Raw genomic sequence first — 18,735 nt, forward strand, 5'->3', positions numbered from 1 at the left:
AATTTCCCATCTGTTGTCGTTTGAGCAGTTTATAAACAACCGCGCGGTAGTATAAAGGCAAGCCAGACGCTTTGATATGTCCATTTTCCCGGACGATAAGGAGATCGCGCGCATGGCTTTTCATACCTGGCAAATTGGGCTGGATATTCAGAATAGGCAGATTTGCGCCCTGGCCCTCCAGCCGCGTCGTGATGGCTGGCAGCTACGCCACTGGTGGCAGCAGCGGCTGCCGCAAGATACGTTAAGAAACGGCGTGCTGCAATCTTCGCCTGAATTACTGGCGGCCTTAACGACCTGGCGTCAGCGGTTGCCACGCCGTTATTCGCTGCGAGTCGGGCTGCCAGCCCAGCTGGTGCTGCAGCGCCAGCTTCCCCTTCCTGCGCAGTCGCTGAATGAGCCCGCGCTGGGGCACTACGTGCAGGCGGCCGCGCGCCGTCTCTTTCCGCTGGAACCCACTGCGCTGGCGCTGGATTACCGGCCGGATGCGCAGAGCGGTCAGCTCTGCGTCACGGCAGCGCGGCTGGAGATTATCGACCAGTGGGCGGCCCCCCTGTTACAGGCAGGTTTAAAGCCGCAGGTGTTCGAACTGACCACCGAAGCGCTGAAGCGGTTAGCCCGGCAGGCAGCGCTGCCTGCCGGTGCGGTGCTGGCTCTGCAGCAGGATAACCGCTGGCTCTGGAGCGATGCGCGCATCGCGGCTGACACAGGCGAAGCTGACACGCTGGCGGCACTGCAACGGCAGGCCTTCCCGGAGGCGCGTTCTGTCGCCTGGTGTACCGCAGAGCAGACGCTGTTGCCCGCCGACGTGAGTGCGTTTTCTCCCTTTGATCTGTTTCGTTATAAACAGCCGCCTTTACCGGAGAATCCGGGCGCTTTTGCGCTGGCGGCCGGGCTGGCGCTGCGTGACGGAGATGCATGATGGTCGCGGTTAATCTGTTGCCCTGGCGGCAGCGCCGTCGGCAAAAGCAGCGGCGACAGAGCCTGGTCGTGCTGTCACTGATGATGGGCATCCTGCTGCTGCTGGTCATGCAGCAAACCTGGCAGATCCATCACGCGCGTCAACATGTGGCGCAGGCGAGCAGGGTACAGCAGCAGGCGCTGGAGATCCTGAAGCAGCAGTTAGCGCAGCAGAAGCAGTTACTGGAGCAGCTCGCGGTCATGCAAAAACAGCAGGCGAAGCATCGCCAGCAGGCTGCGCAACTGGCAGCCTGGCAGCAGTTCTGGCTCGATTTACCTGCGCTGCTGCCCGACACTGCCTGGCTGACCCGGCTGGAGAAGCGCGACAACCGTCTGACACTGGAGGGGCGGGCGCAGGATATGGTAGCGGTCCGACAGTTCCGCCAGCAATTAGCTACCGTCGCCTTGTTTGGTCAGGTGAAGCAGGGCAGTGTTAAGCGTCAGGCTGATGGCAGTTATCGGTTTTCACTGCGGGCAGAAATGCAGGAGGTGAACGATGAATGAGTGGTGGGATCGCTGGTGGCAGATGGCTGCTATTGCACGCTATGGCTCGCTCGCCGCCCTCTCATCCGGTCTGCTGCTTCTCTCCTGGATCCTGTGGTTACGGCCACAGCAGCAGGCGCTAATAGCTGAACAGGAAGCACAGTTGCAGTTGACCCGTACTCTGCAGCAACGTCAGCAACAGTGGCGTCTGAATCCTGATAATGCGCAGTTGCAGGCGCGTCTGCAGTCGATGCAGATGGCGAGATCAGCATCTGCATCGGGTCGTGCGGTGGAAGAGATCCTGGCTGGGCGCCGTACCCAGCTGGAGGAGTGGCAGCCGGACGCCCCCTCTCGCACGCTCACGCTGCATCTGCAGTGGCCGGCCTTCCAGTCGCTTTTTGCCGAGCTTGCCCAGGCCTCCGCACCGTTTCCGGTGCATTTCCAGCTGCTGGCGCAGCCGCAGTACCTGGTGGCTCAACTCTGGCTGGAGCCTGACGATGCGCCATAGCCTGCTGATTTTGCTGTTGTACTGTGGCGGCGTATGGGCGCGCGATCCGTTCCGGCCTGTTGCCGGTTCCGTCTGTGAGGCGTCAGTGGAGCCGCTCACCGGCTGGCGTCTGCAGGGGATTATTGGCCGGGAGGCGCATTTCCATGCCTGGCTGCTGACCCCGCAGGGAGAGAGCATTACGGCCCGCACCGGCAAGCCATTTCCATTCGCACCCTGGCAACTGGCGGATATGACCCACCGCAGCCTCACCTTAGCGGTGCCGAATAGCTGCAACGCACAACAGATCGCATTTTATTTAAAAGGACGTTCGCATGATAAGGATAGCCACTCTGTTGCTGGTACTAAGCTGCCTGCTGTCGGCTCACGCCGCTGATGAAGAGCCTCTCAGCCTGGCATTTGATAACGCGCCGGTAGAGCGTATTTTGCAGGCGCTGGCTGACTATCAGCAGATCAATCTGATGATTGCGCCAGAGGTTGAAGGTTCGTTATCGCTGCGGCTGGATAACCTCCCCTGGCATCAGGCGCTGGACCTGGTGGCGCGCATGGCAAAGCTGACGCTGGTTGAACAGGATAATGTCCTGCTGGTCTATCCGGAAAGCTGGCAGCAGGCTCAGCAGCAGGCACGTGAGGCTGAGCAGCAGTCGCAGTTGCAGCAGGTTCCTTTGCAACAGCGCGCTGTGATATTGCGCTATGCCAGCGCCAGCGAGGTGTATACCAGTCTGGTGAGCGAGCGTCAGTCGCTGATGACACCGCGCGGTAGCGTGACGGTCGACAAACGCACCAACGCATTGTTACTGCGCGATACTGCGGCGGCTTTAAAAGAGACGGAGCGCTGGATACGGGCGCTGGATCTGCCACTGGAACAGATTGAACTGTCAGCCCATATCGTCACTATCAGCGAGGAGCATCTGCAGGAGCTGGGAGTGAAGTGGGGGTTGCAGGCGGGGGACGCCGCCGTAACTGATATTCTGCATCATCCCCGGCTGGATGTTCCGCTGGCGGTGAGTTCACCCGGCATCAGCGTGGGTATGGCGCTGGCGCGGATCGGCGGGCAGCTTCTGGATCTGGAGTTAAGTGCGCTGGAGCAGGAGAACCAGATTGAAATCATCGCCAGTCCGCGTCTCTTTACCTCTCATCAGCAGACCGCTTCGATTAAGCAGGGCACAGAAATTCCTTATGAGGTGTCGGCAGGAAACAGCGGTGCCACCAGTATTGAGTTTAAAGAAGCGGTGCTGGGTATGGAGGTGACACCGACGATTTCCGGCAATGGCCGCATCCAGCTGAAGATCCATATCAGTCAGAATATGCCGGGTCGCAGCATCAGAACCGGCGATAGCGACATATTATCCATTGATAAACAGGAAATTGAGACTCAGGTCACGGTCAGTGACGGGCAAACACTGGCGTTAGGCGGTATCTTTCAGCAGCAGCGCACCCGCGGACAGAATCAGGTGCCGCTACTGGGTAATGTACCGTTGATTGGCGGGTTGTTTCGCCAGCAATCTGATCAGCGCAAAAAAAGAGAGCTGGTGATCTTCATTACGCCGCGATTGGTCAGGGAAGCAGCGCTTACGGCTGGATAAAACGGAAAATGCGTCCCTTAAGGCCATCTGCGTTGACGCAGGAGAGGAATTAGCTTACAAGGTTTAGCGATTTTCAATACGGTGTAACCGTCTATGCTGGGTAAATCCCGGCAAACAGATCAGAAAACTCCTCTGTACGCAGCGTTGTAAAGACGCAGCGCTGGCGCGTTACAGTTTCGCGAACACAGGCCAATTCAGAAATGGATGTGCTGAAGGCAATATAATCGGTTGCCAAACAGCCTTGAGTGTTGAGATAATTTTTCATCTGACTCTTGCTAACGCTCATGAGGTCTCAGTTCCTGTCCCGCCAGCAAATGCTGAACGCGGGGTATCATTAACGAATTCTTAGTAATACCGACAAAATGGCAGAGAAACGCAATATCTTTCTGGTTGGGCCGATGGGTGCCGGCAAAAGCACTATTGGCCGTCAGTTGGCTCAGCAACTCAACATGGAGTTCTTCGATTCCGATCAGGAAATTGAGCGACGCACCGGAGCGGATGTGGGCTGGGTTTTTGATGTCGAAGGCGAAGCTGGCTTTCGCGATCGCGAAGAAAAAATCATTAACGAACTGACCGAGAAGCAAGGCATCGTCCTGGCGACAGGCGGTGGTTCCGTCAAATCCCGGGAAACGCGTAATCGTCTCTCCGCCCGCGGTGTTGTGGTTTATCTTGAAACCACCATCGAGAAGCAACTGGCGCGCACCCAACGTGACAAAAAACGTCCGTTGCTGCAGGTGGATTCACCGCCGCGTGAAGTGCTCGAAGCGCTGGCTGGCGAACGTAACCCGCTCTACGAAGAGATCGCCGATGTAACCATTCGCACAGATGATCAGAGTGCGAAAGTGGTGGCGAATCAGATTATCCACATGTTGGAAAAAAGTTGATCCAACGTTCGAAGGCTCCTTAACAGGTATCGGGCATCATGGAGAAGATCACCGTCTCACTGGGGGAACGCAGTTACCCCATCACTATCGCTGCCGGACTGTTTAACGATCCGGCTTCTTTTTGGCCGCTAACCGCGGGCGAAAACGCCATGGTGGTGACAAACCAGACGCTGGCTCCGCTTTATCTTGACCAGCTGACGGCGCTGCTGACGGCGGCAGGTGTAAAAGTGGATCAGGTGATCTTACCCGACGGCGAGCAATATAAGACGCTGGCCGTGATGGATCAGGTTTTTACCGCACTCCTGCAAAAGCCGCACGGTCGTGATACGACGCTTATCGCCTTAGGCGGCGGCGTCATTGGCGATCTTACCGGTTTTGCTGCGGCCAGTTATCAGCGTGGCGTACGCTTTATTCAGGTACCAACCACCTTACTGTCGCAGGTTGATTCTTCGGTTGGCGGTAAAACGGCCGTTAACCATCCGCTGGGCAAAAACATGATCGGCGCATTTTATCAACCCGCGTCGGTGGTGATTGATACGGCCTGTCTGCAGACGCTGCCCGCGCGCGAACTGGCGTCGGGTCTGGCGGAAGTGATTAAGTACGGCATCATCCTCGACGGTGCGTTTTTCCAGTGGCTGGAGCAGAATCTTGATGCCCTGCTGGCGCTGGATGAACAGGCACTGGCGTACTGCATTCGCCGCTGTTGTGAACTGAAAGCCGAAGTCGTGGCCGCCGATGAGCGTGAAAACGGTCAGCGGGCGTTGCTGAATCTGGGCCATACTTTTGGCCATGCGATTGAAGCACACATGGGCTACGGCAACTGGCTGCACGGTGAAGCGATTGCGGCGGGCATGGTGATGGCGGCACGCACGGCTGAACGTCTGGGTCAGTTCCAGGCGCAGGAGACGGAGCGGATTATTGCTCTGTTCCATCGTGCTGGTTTGCCAGTGCATGGGCCGCAGGTGATGCGTGCAGAGATGTATCTGCCGCACATGATGCGCGACAAGAAAGTTCTGGCGGGCGAACTGCGGCTGGTACTCCCGCTGTCGATTGGCCGCTCTGAAGTGCGTGGTGGCGTGGCACATGATATGGTGCTGGCTGCAATTAATGATTGTCAGCAACCCTGAGATTAAGCAGTTGAGTGGTGACGCGGCGCGCAGGGTGCGCAGTGCGGAATGCCGCTTTACGGAGGAGGCAAAATGGATGAGTTTAAACCGGAAGATGAGTTAAAACCTGACGCCAGCGACCGCCGTCCCTCGCGCCCTCGTAAGTCGTCTCCCGCAGCCAAAGTACCGGTTTCGCGCCAGCGCATCATGATGGGTGTCGGGATTCTGGTTCTGTTGTTACTGGTACTGGGTATTGGTTCGGCGCTGAATGGCCCGGATGAGAAAAAACCTGCGACTGCGGGCAATACACCTGCCGCTGGCGGCGGTTCCGGCAGCGAGAAGAATATCGACCTGGCCGGCTCCTCTTCCATGTCAGGTGGACAGACGACGCCGACTGGCGGGCAGACCTCGCCAGCTACCAGCGAAAATAACGCGGCGACCAGCGGTAATGCTGCGTCTGACCCGCAGCGTGACGTCTCGATGCCGCCTGTGGCTTCAACCCCTACGCAGGCCGCCCCGGTTGACGCGCCAGCGAATCAGCAGCGTGTCACGCTGCCGGGCGATCTGAACAGCGCGCTGACTAATCAGCAGCAGCAGGTCGACAATGCCGCAATGGGCACGCAGGGTGGCAGTTCACTGCCAACGGCGCCTGCCACGGTCAGCGGCAATGCCGGAACGACTGCGAATCCGGTTACGGCCCCTGCAGGCCGTCAGACGCCCAACAAATCAAACGCGTCTGCGCGTCCGGCGCACGATTCATCGCATAAAACTGCCTCGAAGCCTGCAACTCGTGACAGCAAAACGCACACCACGCCAGCACGTACGCCAGCCCCTTCTGCTCCGGCCACTGCGGCGGCAGGCAGCAGTTCAGCCAGCAAATCATTGCCAGGCGGCAGCTATACCCTGCAGCTGAGCGGTGCATCGAAGGCGGAAAGCCTGAATGCCTGGGCTAAGCAGCAGAATCTGAGTGGGTATCACGTCTACAAAACCACCCGTAACGGTCAGTCGTGGTACGTGCTGGTGAGTGGCTCCTATGCCACACCGGCTGATGCCAAACGCGCGGTAGCCTCACTGCCTGCCGAAGTGCGTGCGAAGAACCCGTGGGTTAAACCAGTAAGCCAGGTGAAGAAAGAAGCCAGCCAATAGCGGATGTGGGGCCAGTTTGTGGCCCCGTTTTAAGCGCAGATCTGCTGTCGGTCCAGCCACAGCCTCACAATAAGATGTAATAACCACGACAGCATGAAAAAAAATCGCGCTTTCCTGAAATGGGCAGGGGGAAAATTTCCCTTAGTAGAAGAGATCCATCGCCATCTGCCGCAAGGCGACTGTCTGGTCGAACCCTTTGTTGGCGCGGGTTCGGTGTTTCTGAACACTGAATTCGATCGCTACCATCTGGCTGATATCAACAGTGACCTGATTAATCTCTACAACATTGTCAAAATGCGCACGGCGGATTTCATCCGTGACGCGCAGCTGCTTTTTACGCCGGAAAGTAACAACGAGATCTGTTATTACCAGCGTCGCACCGAATTTAATACCAGCACCGACGCTTACCTGCGCGCGCTGTTATTCCTCTATCTGAACCGTCACTGTTACAACGGCCTCTGCCGCTATAACCTGCGTGGCGAGTTCAACGTGCCGTTTGGCCGCTATCGCAAACCCTACTTTCCGGAAGCAGAACTGTTATGGTTTGCCGAACGCGCGCAAAAAGCGACGTTTGTCTGTGAATCGTACGATGTTACCCTGACCAATGCCGGTAAAGGCTCGGTGGTCTATTGCGATCCGCCTTATGCACCGCTGTCGGCAACGGCCAATTTTACGGCTTATCACACCAACAGCTTCAGCCTGCGGGAGCAGGAGAATCTGGCGGCGTTAGCGGCACAGCTCGCTTCGTCGGAGAACCGGATTCCGGTACTGATTTCTAACCACGATACTGCACTGACGCGTTTATGGTATCAGGATGCAGAGTTACATGTGGTCAAAGCCCGGCGTTCTATCAGCCGAAGCATAACCGGTCGCACCAAGGTCGACGAACTGCTGGCACTTTATAGCTAGTCTGTTTCGTCCGCGACCAACGCATTACGCCAGCCTGCGTGCTGGCGCACAACAGTGGGAGAATCGGATGAAACAATATTTGCTGGCCCCTTCAATCCTTTCGGCGGACTTTGCTCGCCTGGGCGAAGACACAGCCAAAGCGCTGGCGGCCGGAGGTGACGTGGTTCACTTCGACGTGATGGACAATCACTACGTGCCTAATCTGACCATGGGTCCGATGGTGCTGAAAGCACTGCGCGACTACGGCATCACAGCTCCCATCGATGTGCATCTGATGGTGAAGCCGGTAGATGCGCTGATCCCTGAGTTCGCCAAAGCGGGTGCCACCTACATCACCTTTCATCCCGAAGCCAGTCAACACGTTGACCGCACCCTGCAAATCATCAAAGAGCATGGCTGCAAAGCGGGCCTGGTGTTTAACCCGGCGACCCCGCTGAGCTACCTCGATTATGTCATGGATAAGCTGGATATCATTCTGCTGATGTCAGTGAACCCCGGCTTTGGCGGTCAGTCATTTATTCCTGGCACCCTGGATAAACTGCGTGAAGCGCGCAGACGTATCGATCAGAGCGGCTACAGCATTCGTCTTGAAGTGGATGGTGGTGTGAAGATCGACAATATTGGCCAGATTGCCGCCGCCGGTGCCGACATGTTTGTCGCCGGTTCTGCGATCTTTGGTCACCCTGACTATAAAAAAGTGATCGACGATATGCGTAACGAACTGGAGAAGGCCAATGGCTCATTTCACTGATATTCGTGCGCTGGCGTTTGATCTTGATGGGACACTGGTGGATAGCGCACCAGGCCTGGCCGATGCGATTGATCGCACGCTAAACGACCTCCGTCTGCCGCAGGCAGGCCTTGAGCGTGTCTCAACCTGGATCGGCAACGGCGCGGATATCATGATGACCCGTGCGCTGACCTTCGCGCTGGGCCGTGAGCCGCAGCCGGAAGAGCAGCGTGATGCGCGTGTGCTGTTTGACCGGCATTATGCCGATACCGTGGATGCGGGCAGTACGCTGTTCCCACACGTCAAGCAGACGCTGGCCGCATTAAAGGCTGCCGGGCTGCCGATGGCAATTGTGACCAACAAGCCGACACCGTTTGTGGCGCCGCTGCTGGAATCACTTGGCATTGCCGATGCGTTTTCGCTGATCATCGGCGGCGACGATGTGCCGGTTAAAAAACCGCATCCTGCGGCAATCTTTATGGTGCTGGGTACCTTTGGTGTGTTGCCGAATGAGTTGCTGTTTGTCGGCGACTCACGCAATGATATCCAGGCGGCGCAGGCGGCAGGCGTACCCAATATCGGTATGACCTTTGGCTATAACTATGGCGAGCCGATTGCCACCAGCCAGCCCGATTTAACCCTCGACTCTTTCGACGAACTTTTGCCCGCTCTGGGGCTGTAAATATCAGGACTTAAGTATGAAACCCATCGTTTTCAGCGGCGCACAGCCGTCCGGCGAACTGACCATTGGCAACTATATGGGAGCGCTGCGTCAGTGGGTGCAGATGCAGGATGATTTCCACTGCATTTACTGCATCGTTGATCTGCACGCGATCACCGTGCGTCAGGATCCTGCTGCACTGCGTAAAGCGACGCTGGACACGCTGGCGCTCTATCTGGCCTGTGGTATCGACCCGCAAAAAAGCACCATCTTTGTTCAGTCGCATGTGCCAGAGCACACGCAGCTGAGCTGGATCCTGAACTGCTACGCCTACTTCGGTGAACTGAGCCGCATGACGCAGTTCAAGGATAAATCAGCGCGTTACGAAGAGAACATTAACGCCGGTCTGTTCGACTATCCGGTGCTGATGGCAGCTGACATTCTGCTCTATCAGACCAATCAGGTGCCGGTAGGTGAAGATCAGAAGCAGCATCTGGAGCTGAGCCGCGATATCGCGCATCGCTTCAATGCGATTTATGGCGATATCTTCCGGGTGCCAGAGCCGTTCATTCCGAAGTCTGGCGCACGCGTGATGTCGCTGCTGGAACCGACGAAGAAGATGTCCAAGTCTGACGATAACCGCAATAACGTGATCGGCCTGCTGGAAGATCCGAAAGCGGTCGTGAAGAAGATTAAACGCGCCGTTACCGATTCTGAAGAGCCGCCAGTGGTGCGCTACGACATCAAAGAGAAAGCAGGCGTCTCTAACCTGCTGGATATTCTGTCGGGCGTGACCGGTAAAACCATCGCCGAGCTGGAGCAGGAGTTCGAAGGCAAGATGTATGGCCACCTGAAAGGCGCAGTAGCCGATGCTGTGTCGGGTATGCTCTCTGAGCTGCAGGAGCGTTATCACAGCTTCCGCAACGATGAGGCACTGCTGGAGCAGGTGATGCGTGATGGCGCGGCCAAAGCACGCGCACAGGCGCAGGAAACGCTGAAGAAGGTCTATCAGGCGGTAGGCTTTGTCGCGATGCCGTAATGGCTGAGCAGACAACCACGACGGCGGGCATTGTGCCCGCCGTTTTTATTTGCCGGACTCAGAACCAGCGCAGGCTGTCACGCAGACTCACCACGCTCCCGATGATCATCAGGCTGGGACTGGTTACCTGACCGGCTAACGCTTCCAGCTCGCTCAGTGTCCCGGTGACCACGCGTTGACGCGTAGTGGTGCCGTTTTCCACCAGCGCCACCGGCATATCGCTGCGCATACCGTGCTTTATCAACTGCTGCTGAATCTCGCCGGCCTGCGTGAGTCCCATATAAAAGACCAGTGTCTGCTGTTCCGCCGCCAGCGTCTGCCAGGCGAGCGTGCCCTCTTTCTGCAGATGCCCGGTAACCAGTCTGACACTCTGGGCATGATCGCGGTGGGTCAGGGGAATACCGCTGTAGGCCGCACAGCCCGATGCGGCGGTGATCCCCGGCACCACGCTGAACGGAATCTGCCGCTGCGCCAGCGCTTCCAGCTCTTCACCGCCGCGACCAAAGATAAAGGGATCGCCGCCTTTCAGCCGCACTACGCGTTTTCCCCGCTGCGCCTGTTCGCAGAGCAGCTGGTTGATCTCATCCTGCGGCACGCAGTGATGTCCGGCGCGTTTCCCGACAAAAATGCGCTCGGCATCGCGGCGCACCAGATTCAGGATTTCATCGGAGACCAGCCGGTCATAGACGATGACGTCTGCCTGCTGGATTAGCTGTAAGCCTTTCAGGGTCAGTAATCCGGCATCACCCGGACCGGCACCGACCAGCGCCACTTCACCCTGTTGGGGAAGGTCAGCGTTAAAGAGCTGGTCGGTAATCTGCTCCGCGCGTTCACTGTCGCCGTTGGCCAGCGTCTGGGCCAGCCGCTCGCTGTTAAAGAAGCGTTCCCAGAAGTGGCGGCGGGCACTGACAGCGCTGAACTGCTGTTTAACCCGCGCGCGCAGGGTGCCTGCCAGCTGCGCCAGCTGGCCAAGGTGTTGCGGCAGCATCGCCTCCAGCTTCTCCCGCAACAGGCGCGCCAGTACCGGCGCGCGTCCACCGGAAGAGACGGCGACCATCAGCGGGGAACGATCGATGATCGACGGCATAATGGCGCTGGCCTGCTGCGGCGCATCCACCAGGTTGCAGAAGATCTGCTGTTTTTCGGCGGCTTCAGCCACCTGCTGATTAACCGCATCGTCGCTGGTCGCGGCGACCACCAGCCAGCAGCCGGTCAGCCAGTGCGGATTAAACGTCCCTGGCAGCAGCGTGACGGTTTCCTGCTGCGCCCATTGCCGGAAGGCGGGGGAGAAATCAAGGGCACCGACTCGTAGCTCGGCGCCGGCCTCCAGCAGCAGGCGGGCTTTCCGCTCAGCCACGTCACCTGCGCCGACCAGCAGGCAGCGTCGGCCCTGCAGGCGGCAGAACAAGGGGAAGTAGTCCATCAGACGTCCTTAAAAAAGCCCGCGGAGGCGGGCTGTTAACGGGAGTTACAGGCAGACTTCAACCTGTCCGGCATTGACCCGCACCGGCCAGGCCGCCACGGAGCGCGTTTCATCCTCCATGCAGTAGCCATCGCTAAGACGGAAACGCTGCTTTTTCAGCGGGCTGGCCACCCAGAACGCATCCTGATGTTCAGCAATAATGCCGCGTGACAGCACGCTGGCACCGGCAAAGGGGTCGATATTGCTGATCGCATAGAGCTGCTCATCGTTGCGGGGACGGAAGATAGCCACCTGCTGGCCTTTGACCAGCGCGCAGACGCCCGTAGCGGGCAGGATCTGCGTCAGCGGACACACCGGATTCCACTGGCTCATGATTCGGTCTCCTCAATCAGTGTCACGGCAATGCGTTCATCGGCGCGTGCCGGGCGGTGCTGGTCGCGCTCCGCGACCCGTTGCACGCCAGGATCGCGCTGCGGCGAGTTGATAAAGTGGGCAAAGCGCGTCAGATGATCCTTATCCTCCAGCGTCGCTTTCCATTCGCAGCTGACGCTGGCGCGCAGCGCGGCCAGCTGCTGCTCCATCTGGCTGTTGAGGCCAAGTTTGTCATCCACGATCACCTTACGCAGATAGTCGATGCCGCCATCCAGACTCTCCAGCCACAGCGAGGTGCGCTGCAGGCGGTCGGCGGTGCGGATATAGAACATCATGAAACGGTCGAGATAGGTGACCAGCGTCTGCTGATCGAGATCGGCCGCCAGCAGATCGCCATGGCGTGGTTTCATGCCGCCGTTGCCGCAGACGTAGAGGTTCCACCCTTTTTCCGTCGCGATAATACCGACATCTTTGCCCTGTGCTTCCGCACATTCGCGGGTGCAGCCAGAGACGCCAAACTTCATCTTATGCGGCGTACGAATGCCTTTGTAGCTGTTCTCCAGCATCACGCCGAAGCCGAGGCTGTCACCCACGCCATAACGGCACCACGCGCTGCCAACGCAGGTTTTCGCCATCCGCAGCGCCTTGGCGTAGGCCTGGCCGGTTTCAAATCCGGCGTCGATCAGCTGTGACCAGATAGCGGGCAGATCGTCTTTCTGCGCGCCAAACAGACCGATGCGCTGAGAGCCGGTAATTTTGGTGTAGAGCTGATAGCGCTCGGCGATCTCGCCAATCACTTTCAGTCCCCGGGGCGTGATTTCACCGCCGGGCGAGCGCGGGATCACCGAGTAGGTGCCATCTTTCTGGATGTTGCCAAGATAGAGGTCGTTGCTGTCCTGTAACGGCGCGTGCTGGGGCTTGAGCACATACTCATTCCAGCAGGAGGCGAGCAGTGAGCCAACCACCGGCTTGCACACTTCACAGCCGTAACCCTGACCATAGCGGGCCAGCAGTTCGTCAAAGGTTTTAATCTCCTCTACCTGAATCAGGTGATAAAGCTCCTGCCGTGACCAGGCGAAGTGGGCGCAAAGATGATTATTGACCTCAATGCCCTGACGGCTGAGTTCACTGTTGAGAACCTGGGTGATCAGTGGGATACAGCCGCCGCAACCGGTGCCGGCACGGGTGCTGCTTTTCAGTGCTGCCACGGTATGACAGCCACCCTGAACCGCCTTAATGATGTCGCCTTTACTGACGTCAAAACAGGAGCAGATTTGTGCGGTATCAGGCAGAGAATCGACGCCGATGGCCGGTTTATCCCCGCTGCCGGCTGGCAGAATCAGCGCTTCCGGATTAGCAGGCAGCGGAATACCATTCAGCACCAGCTGCAGCAGGTTGCCATAATCGCTGGTGTCACCCACCAGTACGGCACCCAGCAGGGTTTTCTGATCTTCGCTGATAATCAGGCGCTTATAGACCGATTTGCCTTCATCCAGCCAGACCACGCTGCGTACGCCTGGCGTAGTGCCGCGCGCATCGCCAATGCCGCCGACATCGACACCCAGCAGCTTCAGTTTGGCGCTCATGTCCGCGCCGGTAAACGCATTGTCGCGGCCCAGCAGATGGTCGCTGGCGACCTGGGCCATTTTGTACCCCGGCGCCACCAGGCCATAGACGCGATTCTGCCAGGCAGCGCACTCACCGATAGCGTAGATGGTGGGATCGCTGGTCCGGCACTGGTCATCAATGGCGATGCCGCCGCGCGGACCCAGGGCTAATCCACACTGCTTCGCCAGCTTGTCCTGCGGCCGGATACCGGTCGAGAAGACGATAAAATCGACCTCCAGCGCGCTGCCATCAGCAAACTGCAGCGTTTTGCCGCCATGCTCGTGATGCACAATCTGCCGGGTATTTTTACCGGTATGGACCCGCACGCCCATTTGCTCAATCTTGCGGCGCAGCTGCTCACCGCCTTGCTGATCTAACTGCTCTGCCATCAGCACCGGCGCAAATTCAATAACGTGGGTTTCAATGCCCAGGTTTTTCAGTGCGCCCGCTGCTTCCAGCCCCAGCAGGCCGCCGCCAATCACCGCACCGCGTTTGCTGCGGCGTGAACAGGCTTCGATGGCGTTGAGATCTTCGATGGTGCGATAGACAAAGCAGTCGCTGCCTTCGGCTCCGTTAATTGGCGGGATCCACGGATAAGAGCCGGTGGCAAAAATCAGCGTATCGTAATGCACCGCGCGACCGGTACTGGAGTGGATGAGCTTCTCATCACGGTTAATGGTGATGGCGCGTTCACCCAGCAGCAGATTGACCTGATGCTTGTCGTAATAGCCTTCACGAACCAGTGACAATTCTTCAGCGGTGTGATGGGAAAAGTAGGCGGACAGGTGGACACGATCATAGGCGACGCGGGGTTCTTCACAAAAGACGGTCAGCGAAAACTGGTCAGGCTCCGCTTTCTCAAGTAATTCTTCTATGAAGCGGTGGCCGACCATGCCGTTACCGATAATGACGACATTGTGCTTGCTCATTTTTGCCTCAAATTTGCGATATCTGCGGCTACAATAGCGCGCCGTTTCTGGCACTTATTGATATACATCAACCACGACGCCATATACCCATTAAGAGGTATATGGTTGATTTGAAATAATTTTTTCCGGTGCGGATAACCTGCTGATTATTCGGGCTTGCGGCGGGTTACCTGAATCGTGTTAGTTTTAAAACACCAAACCGGAAAAGGAGTCGGCAATGATGTCACCTAAGTGGATCAATAACGTGCGTTTACCCTGGCGGGACGGGTTATGGCAGATCGCGATCGCCGACGGCAAAATTGCCCGGCTCTCAGCCCAGCCGCAGCACGCTTCACCGGCGGATGAATCGCTGGACGGCGAGGGCGGCTTAGCCTGCGCGCCTTTTATTGAACCGCATATTCATCTGGATACGACCCAGACCGCTGGCGAACCCGCATGGAACCAGTCCGGGACGCTGTTTGAAGGCATTGAGCGCTGGGCTGAACGCAAAGCCATGCTCAGCCATGAAGATGTTAAGCGGCGGGCTATGCAGACGCTGAAGTGGCAGATTGCCAACGGCATTCAGTTTGTCCGTACCCATGTGGACGTTTCTGACCCGTCACTGACGGCGCTGAAAGCGATGCTGGAGCTAAAGGCGGAGATGGCGCCGTGGATCACTATCCAGATTGTTGCTTTTCCCCAGGAGGGGATTCTCTCTTATCCCAACGGTGAAGCGTTGCTGGAGGAGGCAGTACGGCTGGGCGCGGATGTGGTCGGCGCGATCCCGCATTACGAATTCACCCGTGAATATGGCGTTGAGTCGCTGCATAAAACCTTTGCGCTGGCTAACCGCTACGACCGGCTGATCGATGTTCACTGCGATGAGATCGATGATGAACAGTCGCGCTTTGTGGAAACCGTGGCGGCGCTGGCGCATCGCGATGGCAACGGCGCGCGCGTGACAGCCAGTCATACCACCGCGATGCACTCTTACAATGGCGCGTATACCTCACGACTGTTTCGCCTGCTTAAGCTGTCGGGCATTAATTTTGTCGCGAATCCGCTGGTCAATATTCACCTGCAGGGCCGCTTTGATACCTACCCTAAGCGGCGCGGCATTACGCGGGTGAAAGAGATGCTGGAGGCGGAGATTAACGTCTGTTTCGGCCACGACGATGTGTTCGATCCCTGGTATCCGCTGGGCACCGCCAGCATGCTGCAGGTGCTGCATATGGGCTTACACGTCTGTCAGTTGATGGGTTATGAGCAGATTGATGCGGGTCTGGATCTGATTACGCATAACAGCGCGAAGACGCTGCAGCTGTCAGGCTATGGCATTCAGACCGGCAACGATGCCAGCCTGATCATTCTGCCGGCAGAGAGTGGTTTTGATGCGGTAAGAAGGCAGGTTCCGGTGCGCTATTCAGTGCGTCGCGGCATCGTGGTGGCAGAGACAAAGCCTGCAGAAAGCGAGATTTACTGGCGGGAGCGGGAGCGGATAGACTTCCGGCGTTAAACAGCAGGGCGGCGATCAATCGCCGCCCTGAATGATTAATGCGTGACGTGACCGTGTGAGCGATGTTTAGTGACCAGCCCCAGCAGGACACACATCACAAACACCACCGCGTAGAGGCCGTTGGCGGTGGCCAGCGCCGTGTGCACGCCGCTCTTCTCGACAATCGGCGCGGTCACCACGAAGGTCAGCATGGTGCCGACGGTGCCGCAGGTCAGAATGAAGTTCACCAATTTCGGTGACGCCACTTTGGTCTGTAGTGAGCCGAGCGTGATGATGGTGGTGTAAATCGCGCTGGAGCTGAAGCCCAGCACCATAATGATCCACTTCAGCATGCTGGCATCGCTGCTGCTGACGAACCAGTACATCAGCACGGTAGCCAGTCCCGCCAGCACCATCAGAATGCGTTGCAGATCGAAGAAACGCAGCAGGAAGCTGAAGGCCCACATCCCCACCATATAAGCGGTCCAGAAGCTGCCCACCAGTTGTCCGGCATCGTTAATATTCATGCCCATCACTTTGGTGGCATATTCCGGCACCCAGGAGATAAAGCCAAGCTGGCCCAGAATGTAGCAGAGCGCCGCCACTGCCAGCAGCAGCACGCCCACACCCCATTTTTCTTTCTCAACTGTCGGGCTGTTTTCGGGCTTACGCAGCACCGGGAACTCGACAAACAGCGTCATGATGAAGATCGCGACGTAGATAAAGCCGATGCAGACGTAGACCCAGTACCACGGCAGCTGACGCGCCAGCAGAATCCCTGCCAGCACCGGAAACAGCGTGCCCGCCATGCTGAAGAAGGAGTCGGTAAACAGCAGGCGTGAACCACGCTGACGGCCTTCATACATATGGGTGATCAGGAAGGTGCCGATCGACATGGTAATGCCGCTGACTACGCCCAGCACAAACATACAGAGCGAGAAGACGGACAGATCGCGGCTGGTCATCAACCCGATTATCGCCAGAACCATCAGGACGAAGCCGAAAATCAGCTGGCGCTTCAGGGGCACAATCACCATCAGCCAGGCGTTCAGGAAAACCGCAGCCAGGATGCCGCTGTTGAGGAAGGTGAAGGTATTACTCATGCTGGAGATGGGGATCTGGAAATCTTTTGCGATATCGCCCATTACCATGCCGGTAACGATCACCAGCGCGCCGGTCAGCGCGTAGGAGAAGAAGCTTATCCAGGTGAGGCCAATACGATTACGGTTTGTCATGTTCTGAACCTGTTGAGAACCGGGTGCCAAAAAGTGTCAGAAAGTGTAAACGGAACCGTGATCTTAATAAACAACCAGTGAAACCAGAGATCCATATTTCATGTGTTGTGTGATTTTAATCACGCAATTGCCGGGGTTTAACGTTTGCTCATCTCATTTTCTGTCACAGCGTAAATATAGGTAAAACGCTGGCTCCTGGAATAGAGTCTCTTTACAATCAATCACGTTTTTGTGCCCGCTCTCCCAGGTAAGGAATCTTTCATGTTTAAACGTACTTTAACAGCGGCCATCACCCTGTTAGCGCTCTCTTCCGTTTCCGCCCAGGCGCTGGCTGCAAAAGGTGACACTCACGTTCTGCTCACCACCTCCGCCGGCAATATTGAACTCGAACTGAATAACCAGAAAGCGCCGGTTTCTGTGAAAAACTTCGTTGATTACGTCAACAACGGTTTTTACAACAACACTATTTTTCACCGCGTGATCCCGGGCTTTATGGTGCAGGGTGGTGGCTTCACCACGGACATGCAGCAGAAGCAGACCAACGCGCCGATCAAGAATGAAGCGGATAACGGCCTGCGTAACCTGCGCGGCACCATCTCCATGGCGCGTACCGCCGATAAAGACAGTGCGACCAGCCAGTTCTTCCTCAACGTCGCGGATAATGCATTCCTCGACCACGGGCAGCGTGATTTTGGCTATGCCGTATTTGGTAAGATTGTGAAAGGTCAGGATGTGGTTGAAAAAATTTCTCAGGTACCGACCAAAGATGTCGGTCCATACCAGAATGTTCCGTCCAAACCGGTAGTTATCCTCTCCGCCAAAGTCCTGCCTTAAGTCCGTTCGTCGCCATCTGCGGATGGCGACCGCCTGCCGCATCCGGCAAAGCCAGAATTTGCTCTTATACTTAGGGCAAAAACCTGAGCAGGAGGCGGCATGGCGAACAAACTCACCGAAAAACAGAAGGTCACCCTGTGGCGACAGCGGCGTAGCGCCAGCTATCAGGCCAGCTGTCGGCTGGAAGGCTTTACGCCAAATGAAACCAGCGTAAACAGCGATGATGCGGCCGCACGTCTGGCGTCACTGAGGAGGCAATATGGACTCTAATACCGCCATCAGCCAGGATCCCTATCTCTGGCAGCATGACAATGTGCTGAAAAACCTGCCCGATATTCATGATGCCGCGCAGTTGCGTAAGGCGGAGTTGAGCTTCAGTGCGGCGCGTGCCGCCACGCTGGAGCTGGGCCCCCGTAATCCTGGACTGCCTTACCTGCGCCAGATCCACCGTACGCTGTTTCAGGACATCTACAGCTGGGCTGGAGAACTGCGCACCATCGATATCTGGCGCGATGAGACGCCGTTCTGTCATTTCGAATATATCGAAAAGGAAGGTAACGCCCTGATGGCCGCGCTGGAGGAGGAGAAGGGACTTGCTGACCTGCCGCGTGACGCGTTCATTGAGCGTATCGCCCACTACTATTGCGAAATCAATATGTTGCATCCTTTTCGCCACGGCAACGGTCGGGCGCAGCGGATTTTCTTTGAACAGCTGGCACTGCATGCCGGTTATCTGCTCTCCTGGGAAGAGACTGACGCTGAGAGCTGGAAAGCGGCGAATCAGGCCGGTGTGGCCGGAGATCTGACTCTGCTGGAGCAGGTCTTTGCGAAAGTGGTGAGCGAGGCGGCTTAAC

21 protein-coding genes are annotated in these 18,735 nt (G+C 57.3%); 16 read left to right on the plus strand and 5 right to left on the minus strand.

Features of this window, described 5'->3' with window-relative positions; genetic code table 11:
- Nucleotides 1–112 precede the first annotated feature (112 nt).
- The 5 genes from pilM to hofQ are packed head-to-tail and all read left to right on the plus strand — an operon-like array spanning nt 113 to nt 3,531.
- Nucleotides 113–919 (plus strand): type IV pilus biogenesis protein PilM, encoded by an 807-nt coding sequence (pilM, locus tag AC0T7J_RS16190; protein ID WP_473795336.1) that lies wholly within the window; start codon nt 113–115, stop codon nt 917–919.
- Nucleotides 919–1,461, plus strand: a complete 543-nt coding sequence (locus AC0T7J_RS16195; RefSeq protein ID WP_473795380.1) for a PilN domain-containing protein — start codon at nt 919–921, stop codon at nt 1,459–1,461. The genes pilM and AC0T7J_RS16195 overlap by 1 nt, the downstream gene beginning before the upstream one ends.
- Nucleotides 1,454–1,948, plus strand: coding sequence for a HofO family protein (locus AC0T7J_RS16200; RefSeq protein WP_473795337.1), 495 nt, complete (start codon nt 1,454–1,456; stop codon nt 1,946–1,948). The genes AC0T7J_RS16195 and AC0T7J_RS16200 overlap by 8 nt, the downstream gene beginning before the upstream one ends.
- Complete coding sequence (locus AC0T7J_RS16205) at nt 1,938–2,321, plus strand: HofP DNA utilization family protein (protein ID WP_473795338.1); 384 nt, start codon at nt 1,938–1,940, stop codon at nt 2,319–2,321. The genes AC0T7J_RS16200 and AC0T7J_RS16205 overlap by 11 nt, the downstream gene beginning before the upstream one ends.
- On the plus strand, nt 2,260–3,531 hold the full coding sequence (gene hofQ / locus AC0T7J_RS16210; protein WP_473795339.1) for a DNA uptake porin HofQ: 1,272 nt from the start codon (nt 2,260–2,262) through the stop codon (nt 3,529–3,531). The genes AC0T7J_RS16205 and hofQ overlap by 62 nt, the downstream gene beginning before the upstream one ends.
- 91 nt (nt 3,532–3,622) lie before the next feature.
- On the opposite strand, the gene AC0T7J_RS16215 is transcribed toward hofQ, so the two are convergent.
- Nucleotides 3,623–3,796 carry a hypothetical protein gene (locus AC0T7J_RS16215; RefSeq protein WP_223265993.1) on the minus strand — a complete coding sequence of 58 codons (174 nt, stop codon included), beginning with the start codon at nt 3,794–3,796 and terminating at the stop codon, nt 3,623–3,625.
- Between the two features lie 97 nt (nt 3,797–3,893).
- Here AC0T7J_RS16215 and aroK point away from each other — a divergent pair, with 97 nt between their 5' ends.
- The 7 genes from aroK to trpS all read left to right on the plus strand — a co-directional run bounded on the left by aroK (nt 3,894) and on the right by trpS (nt 10,006).
- The gene (gene aroK, locus AC0T7J_RS16220; protein WP_003852989.1) at nt 3,894–4,415 is read left to right on the plus strand and encodes a shikimate kinase AroK; all 522 of its coding nucleotides are present in this window, start codon (nt 3,894–3,896) and stop codon (nt 4,413–4,415) included.
- Nucleotides 4,416–4,453: 38 nt separating this feature from the next.
- Nucleotides 4,454–5,542, plus strand: coding sequence for a 3-dehydroquinate synthase (aroB, locus tag AC0T7J_RS16225; protein ID WP_473795340.1), 1,089 nt, complete (start codon nt 4,454–4,456; stop codon nt 5,540–5,542).
- 72 nt (nt 5,543–5,614) lie between these two features.
- Nucleotides 5,615–6,667: an SPOR domain-containing protein gene (locus tag AC0T7J_RS16230; protein WP_473795341.1), complete on the plus strand. Its 1,053-nt coding sequence runs from the start codon at nt 5,615–5,617 to the stop codon at nt 6,665–6,667.
- 93 nt (nt 6,668–6,760) lie between these two features.
- Nucleotides 6,761–7,576, plus strand: a complete 816-nt coding sequence (dam, locus tag AC0T7J_RS16235; RefSeq protein ID WP_473795342.1) for an adenine-specific DNA-methyltransferase — start codon at nt 6,761–6,763, stop codon at nt 7,574–7,576.
- A gap of 67 nt (nt 7,577–7,643) precedes the next feature.
- A complete protein-coding gene (rpe, locus tag AC0T7J_RS16240; protein ID WP_179898849.1) occupies nt 7,644–8,327 on the plus strand; it encodes a ribulose-phosphate 3-epimerase in 684 nt (227 codons plus the stop codon).
- The gene (locus AC0T7J_RS16245) at nt 8,311–8,988 is read left to right on the plus strand and encodes a phosphoglycolate phosphatase (protein ID WP_473795343.1); all 678 of its coding nucleotides are present in this window, start codon (nt 8,311–8,313) and stop codon (nt 8,986–8,988) included. Before rpe ends, AC0T7J_RS16245 begins: the two co-directional genes overlap by 17 nt.
- Before the next feature lie 16 nt (nt 8,989–9,004).
- The gene (gene trpS, locus AC0T7J_RS16250; RefSeq protein ID WP_136196875.1) at nt 9,005–10,006 is read left to right on the plus strand and encodes a tryptophan--tRNA ligase; all 1,002 of its coding nucleotides are present in this window, start codon (nt 9,005–9,007) and stop codon (nt 10,004–10,006) included.
- A 58-nt stretch (nt 10,007–10,064) separates the two neighbouring features.
- Here trpS and cysG read toward each other — a convergent pair whose 3' ends face one another.
- Genes cysG through nirB form a run of 3 tightly spaced genes read right to left on the minus strand, consistent with a single transcriptional unit; the run spans nt 10,065 to nt 14,338 of the window.
- Nucleotides 10,065–11,429: a siroheme synthase CysG gene (gene cysG, locus AC0T7J_RS16255; protein WP_473795344.1), complete on the minus strand. Its 1,365-nt coding sequence runs from the start codon at nt 11,427–11,429 to the stop codon at nt 10,065–10,067.
- A gap of 45 nt (nt 11,430–11,474) precedes the next feature.
- Nucleotides 11,475–11,801 (minus strand): nitrite reductase small subunit NirD, encoded by a 327-nt coding sequence (nirD, locus tag AC0T7J_RS16260; RefSeq protein WP_473795345.1) that lies wholly within the window; start codon nt 11,799–11,801, stop codon nt 11,475–11,477.
- Nucleotides 11,798–14,338, minus strand: a complete 2,541-nt coding sequence (nirB, locus tag AC0T7J_RS16265; RefSeq protein ID WP_473795346.1) for a nitrite reductase large subunit NirB — start codon at nt 14,336–14,338, stop codon at nt 11,798–11,800. Before nirB ends, nirD begins: the two co-directional genes overlap by 4 nt.
- Nucleotides 14,339–14,555: 217 nt before the next feature.
- On the opposite strand from nirB, the gene AC0T7J_RS16270 reads away from it, so the two are divergent.
- Entirely contained in the window at nt 14,556–15,833 is a 1,278-nt protein-coding gene (locus AC0T7J_RS16270; protein ID WP_473795347.1) for a cytosine deaminase, read from the plus strand.
- A 35-nt stretch (nt 15,834–15,868) separates the two neighbouring features.
- Here the strand turns inward: AC0T7J_RS16270 and tsgA are convergent, their stop codons facing one another.
- A complete protein-coding gene (tsgA, locus tag AC0T7J_RS16275; RefSeq protein WP_473795348.1) occupies nt 15,869–17,047 on the minus strand; it encodes an MFS transporter TsgA in 1,179 nt (392 codons plus the stop codon).
- Nucleotides 17,048–17,308: 261 nt separating this feature from the next.
- Between tsgA and ppiA the strand changes: the two genes are divergently transcribed.
- From ppiA to AC0T7J_RS16290, 3 genes are all read left to right on the plus strand, one after another.
- Nucleotides 17,309–17,881, plus strand: a complete 573-nt coding sequence (ppiA, locus tag AC0T7J_RS16280; protein WP_003852970.1) for a peptidylprolyl isomerase A — start codon at nt 17,309–17,311, stop codon at nt 17,879–17,881.
- A 99-nt stretch (nt 17,882–17,980) separates the two neighbouring features.
- On the plus strand, nt 17,981–18,151 hold the full coding sequence (locus tag AC0T7J_RS16285; RefSeq protein WP_071941047.1) for a YhfG family protein: 171 nt from the start codon (nt 17,981–17,983) through the stop codon (nt 18,149–18,151).
- Nucleotides 18,141–18,734 carry a putative adenosine monophosphate-protein transferase Fic gene (locus AC0T7J_RS16290; protein WP_473795349.1) on the plus strand — a complete coding sequence of 198 codons (594 nt, stop codon included), beginning with the start codon at nt 18,141–18,143 and terminating at the stop codon, nt 18,732–18,734. Before AC0T7J_RS16285 ends, AC0T7J_RS16290 begins: the two co-directional genes overlap by 11 nt.
- The last annotated feature ends 1 nt before the right edge of the window (nt 18,735 follow it).

Source organism: Pantoea sp. E956-1 (assembly GCF_982223955.1).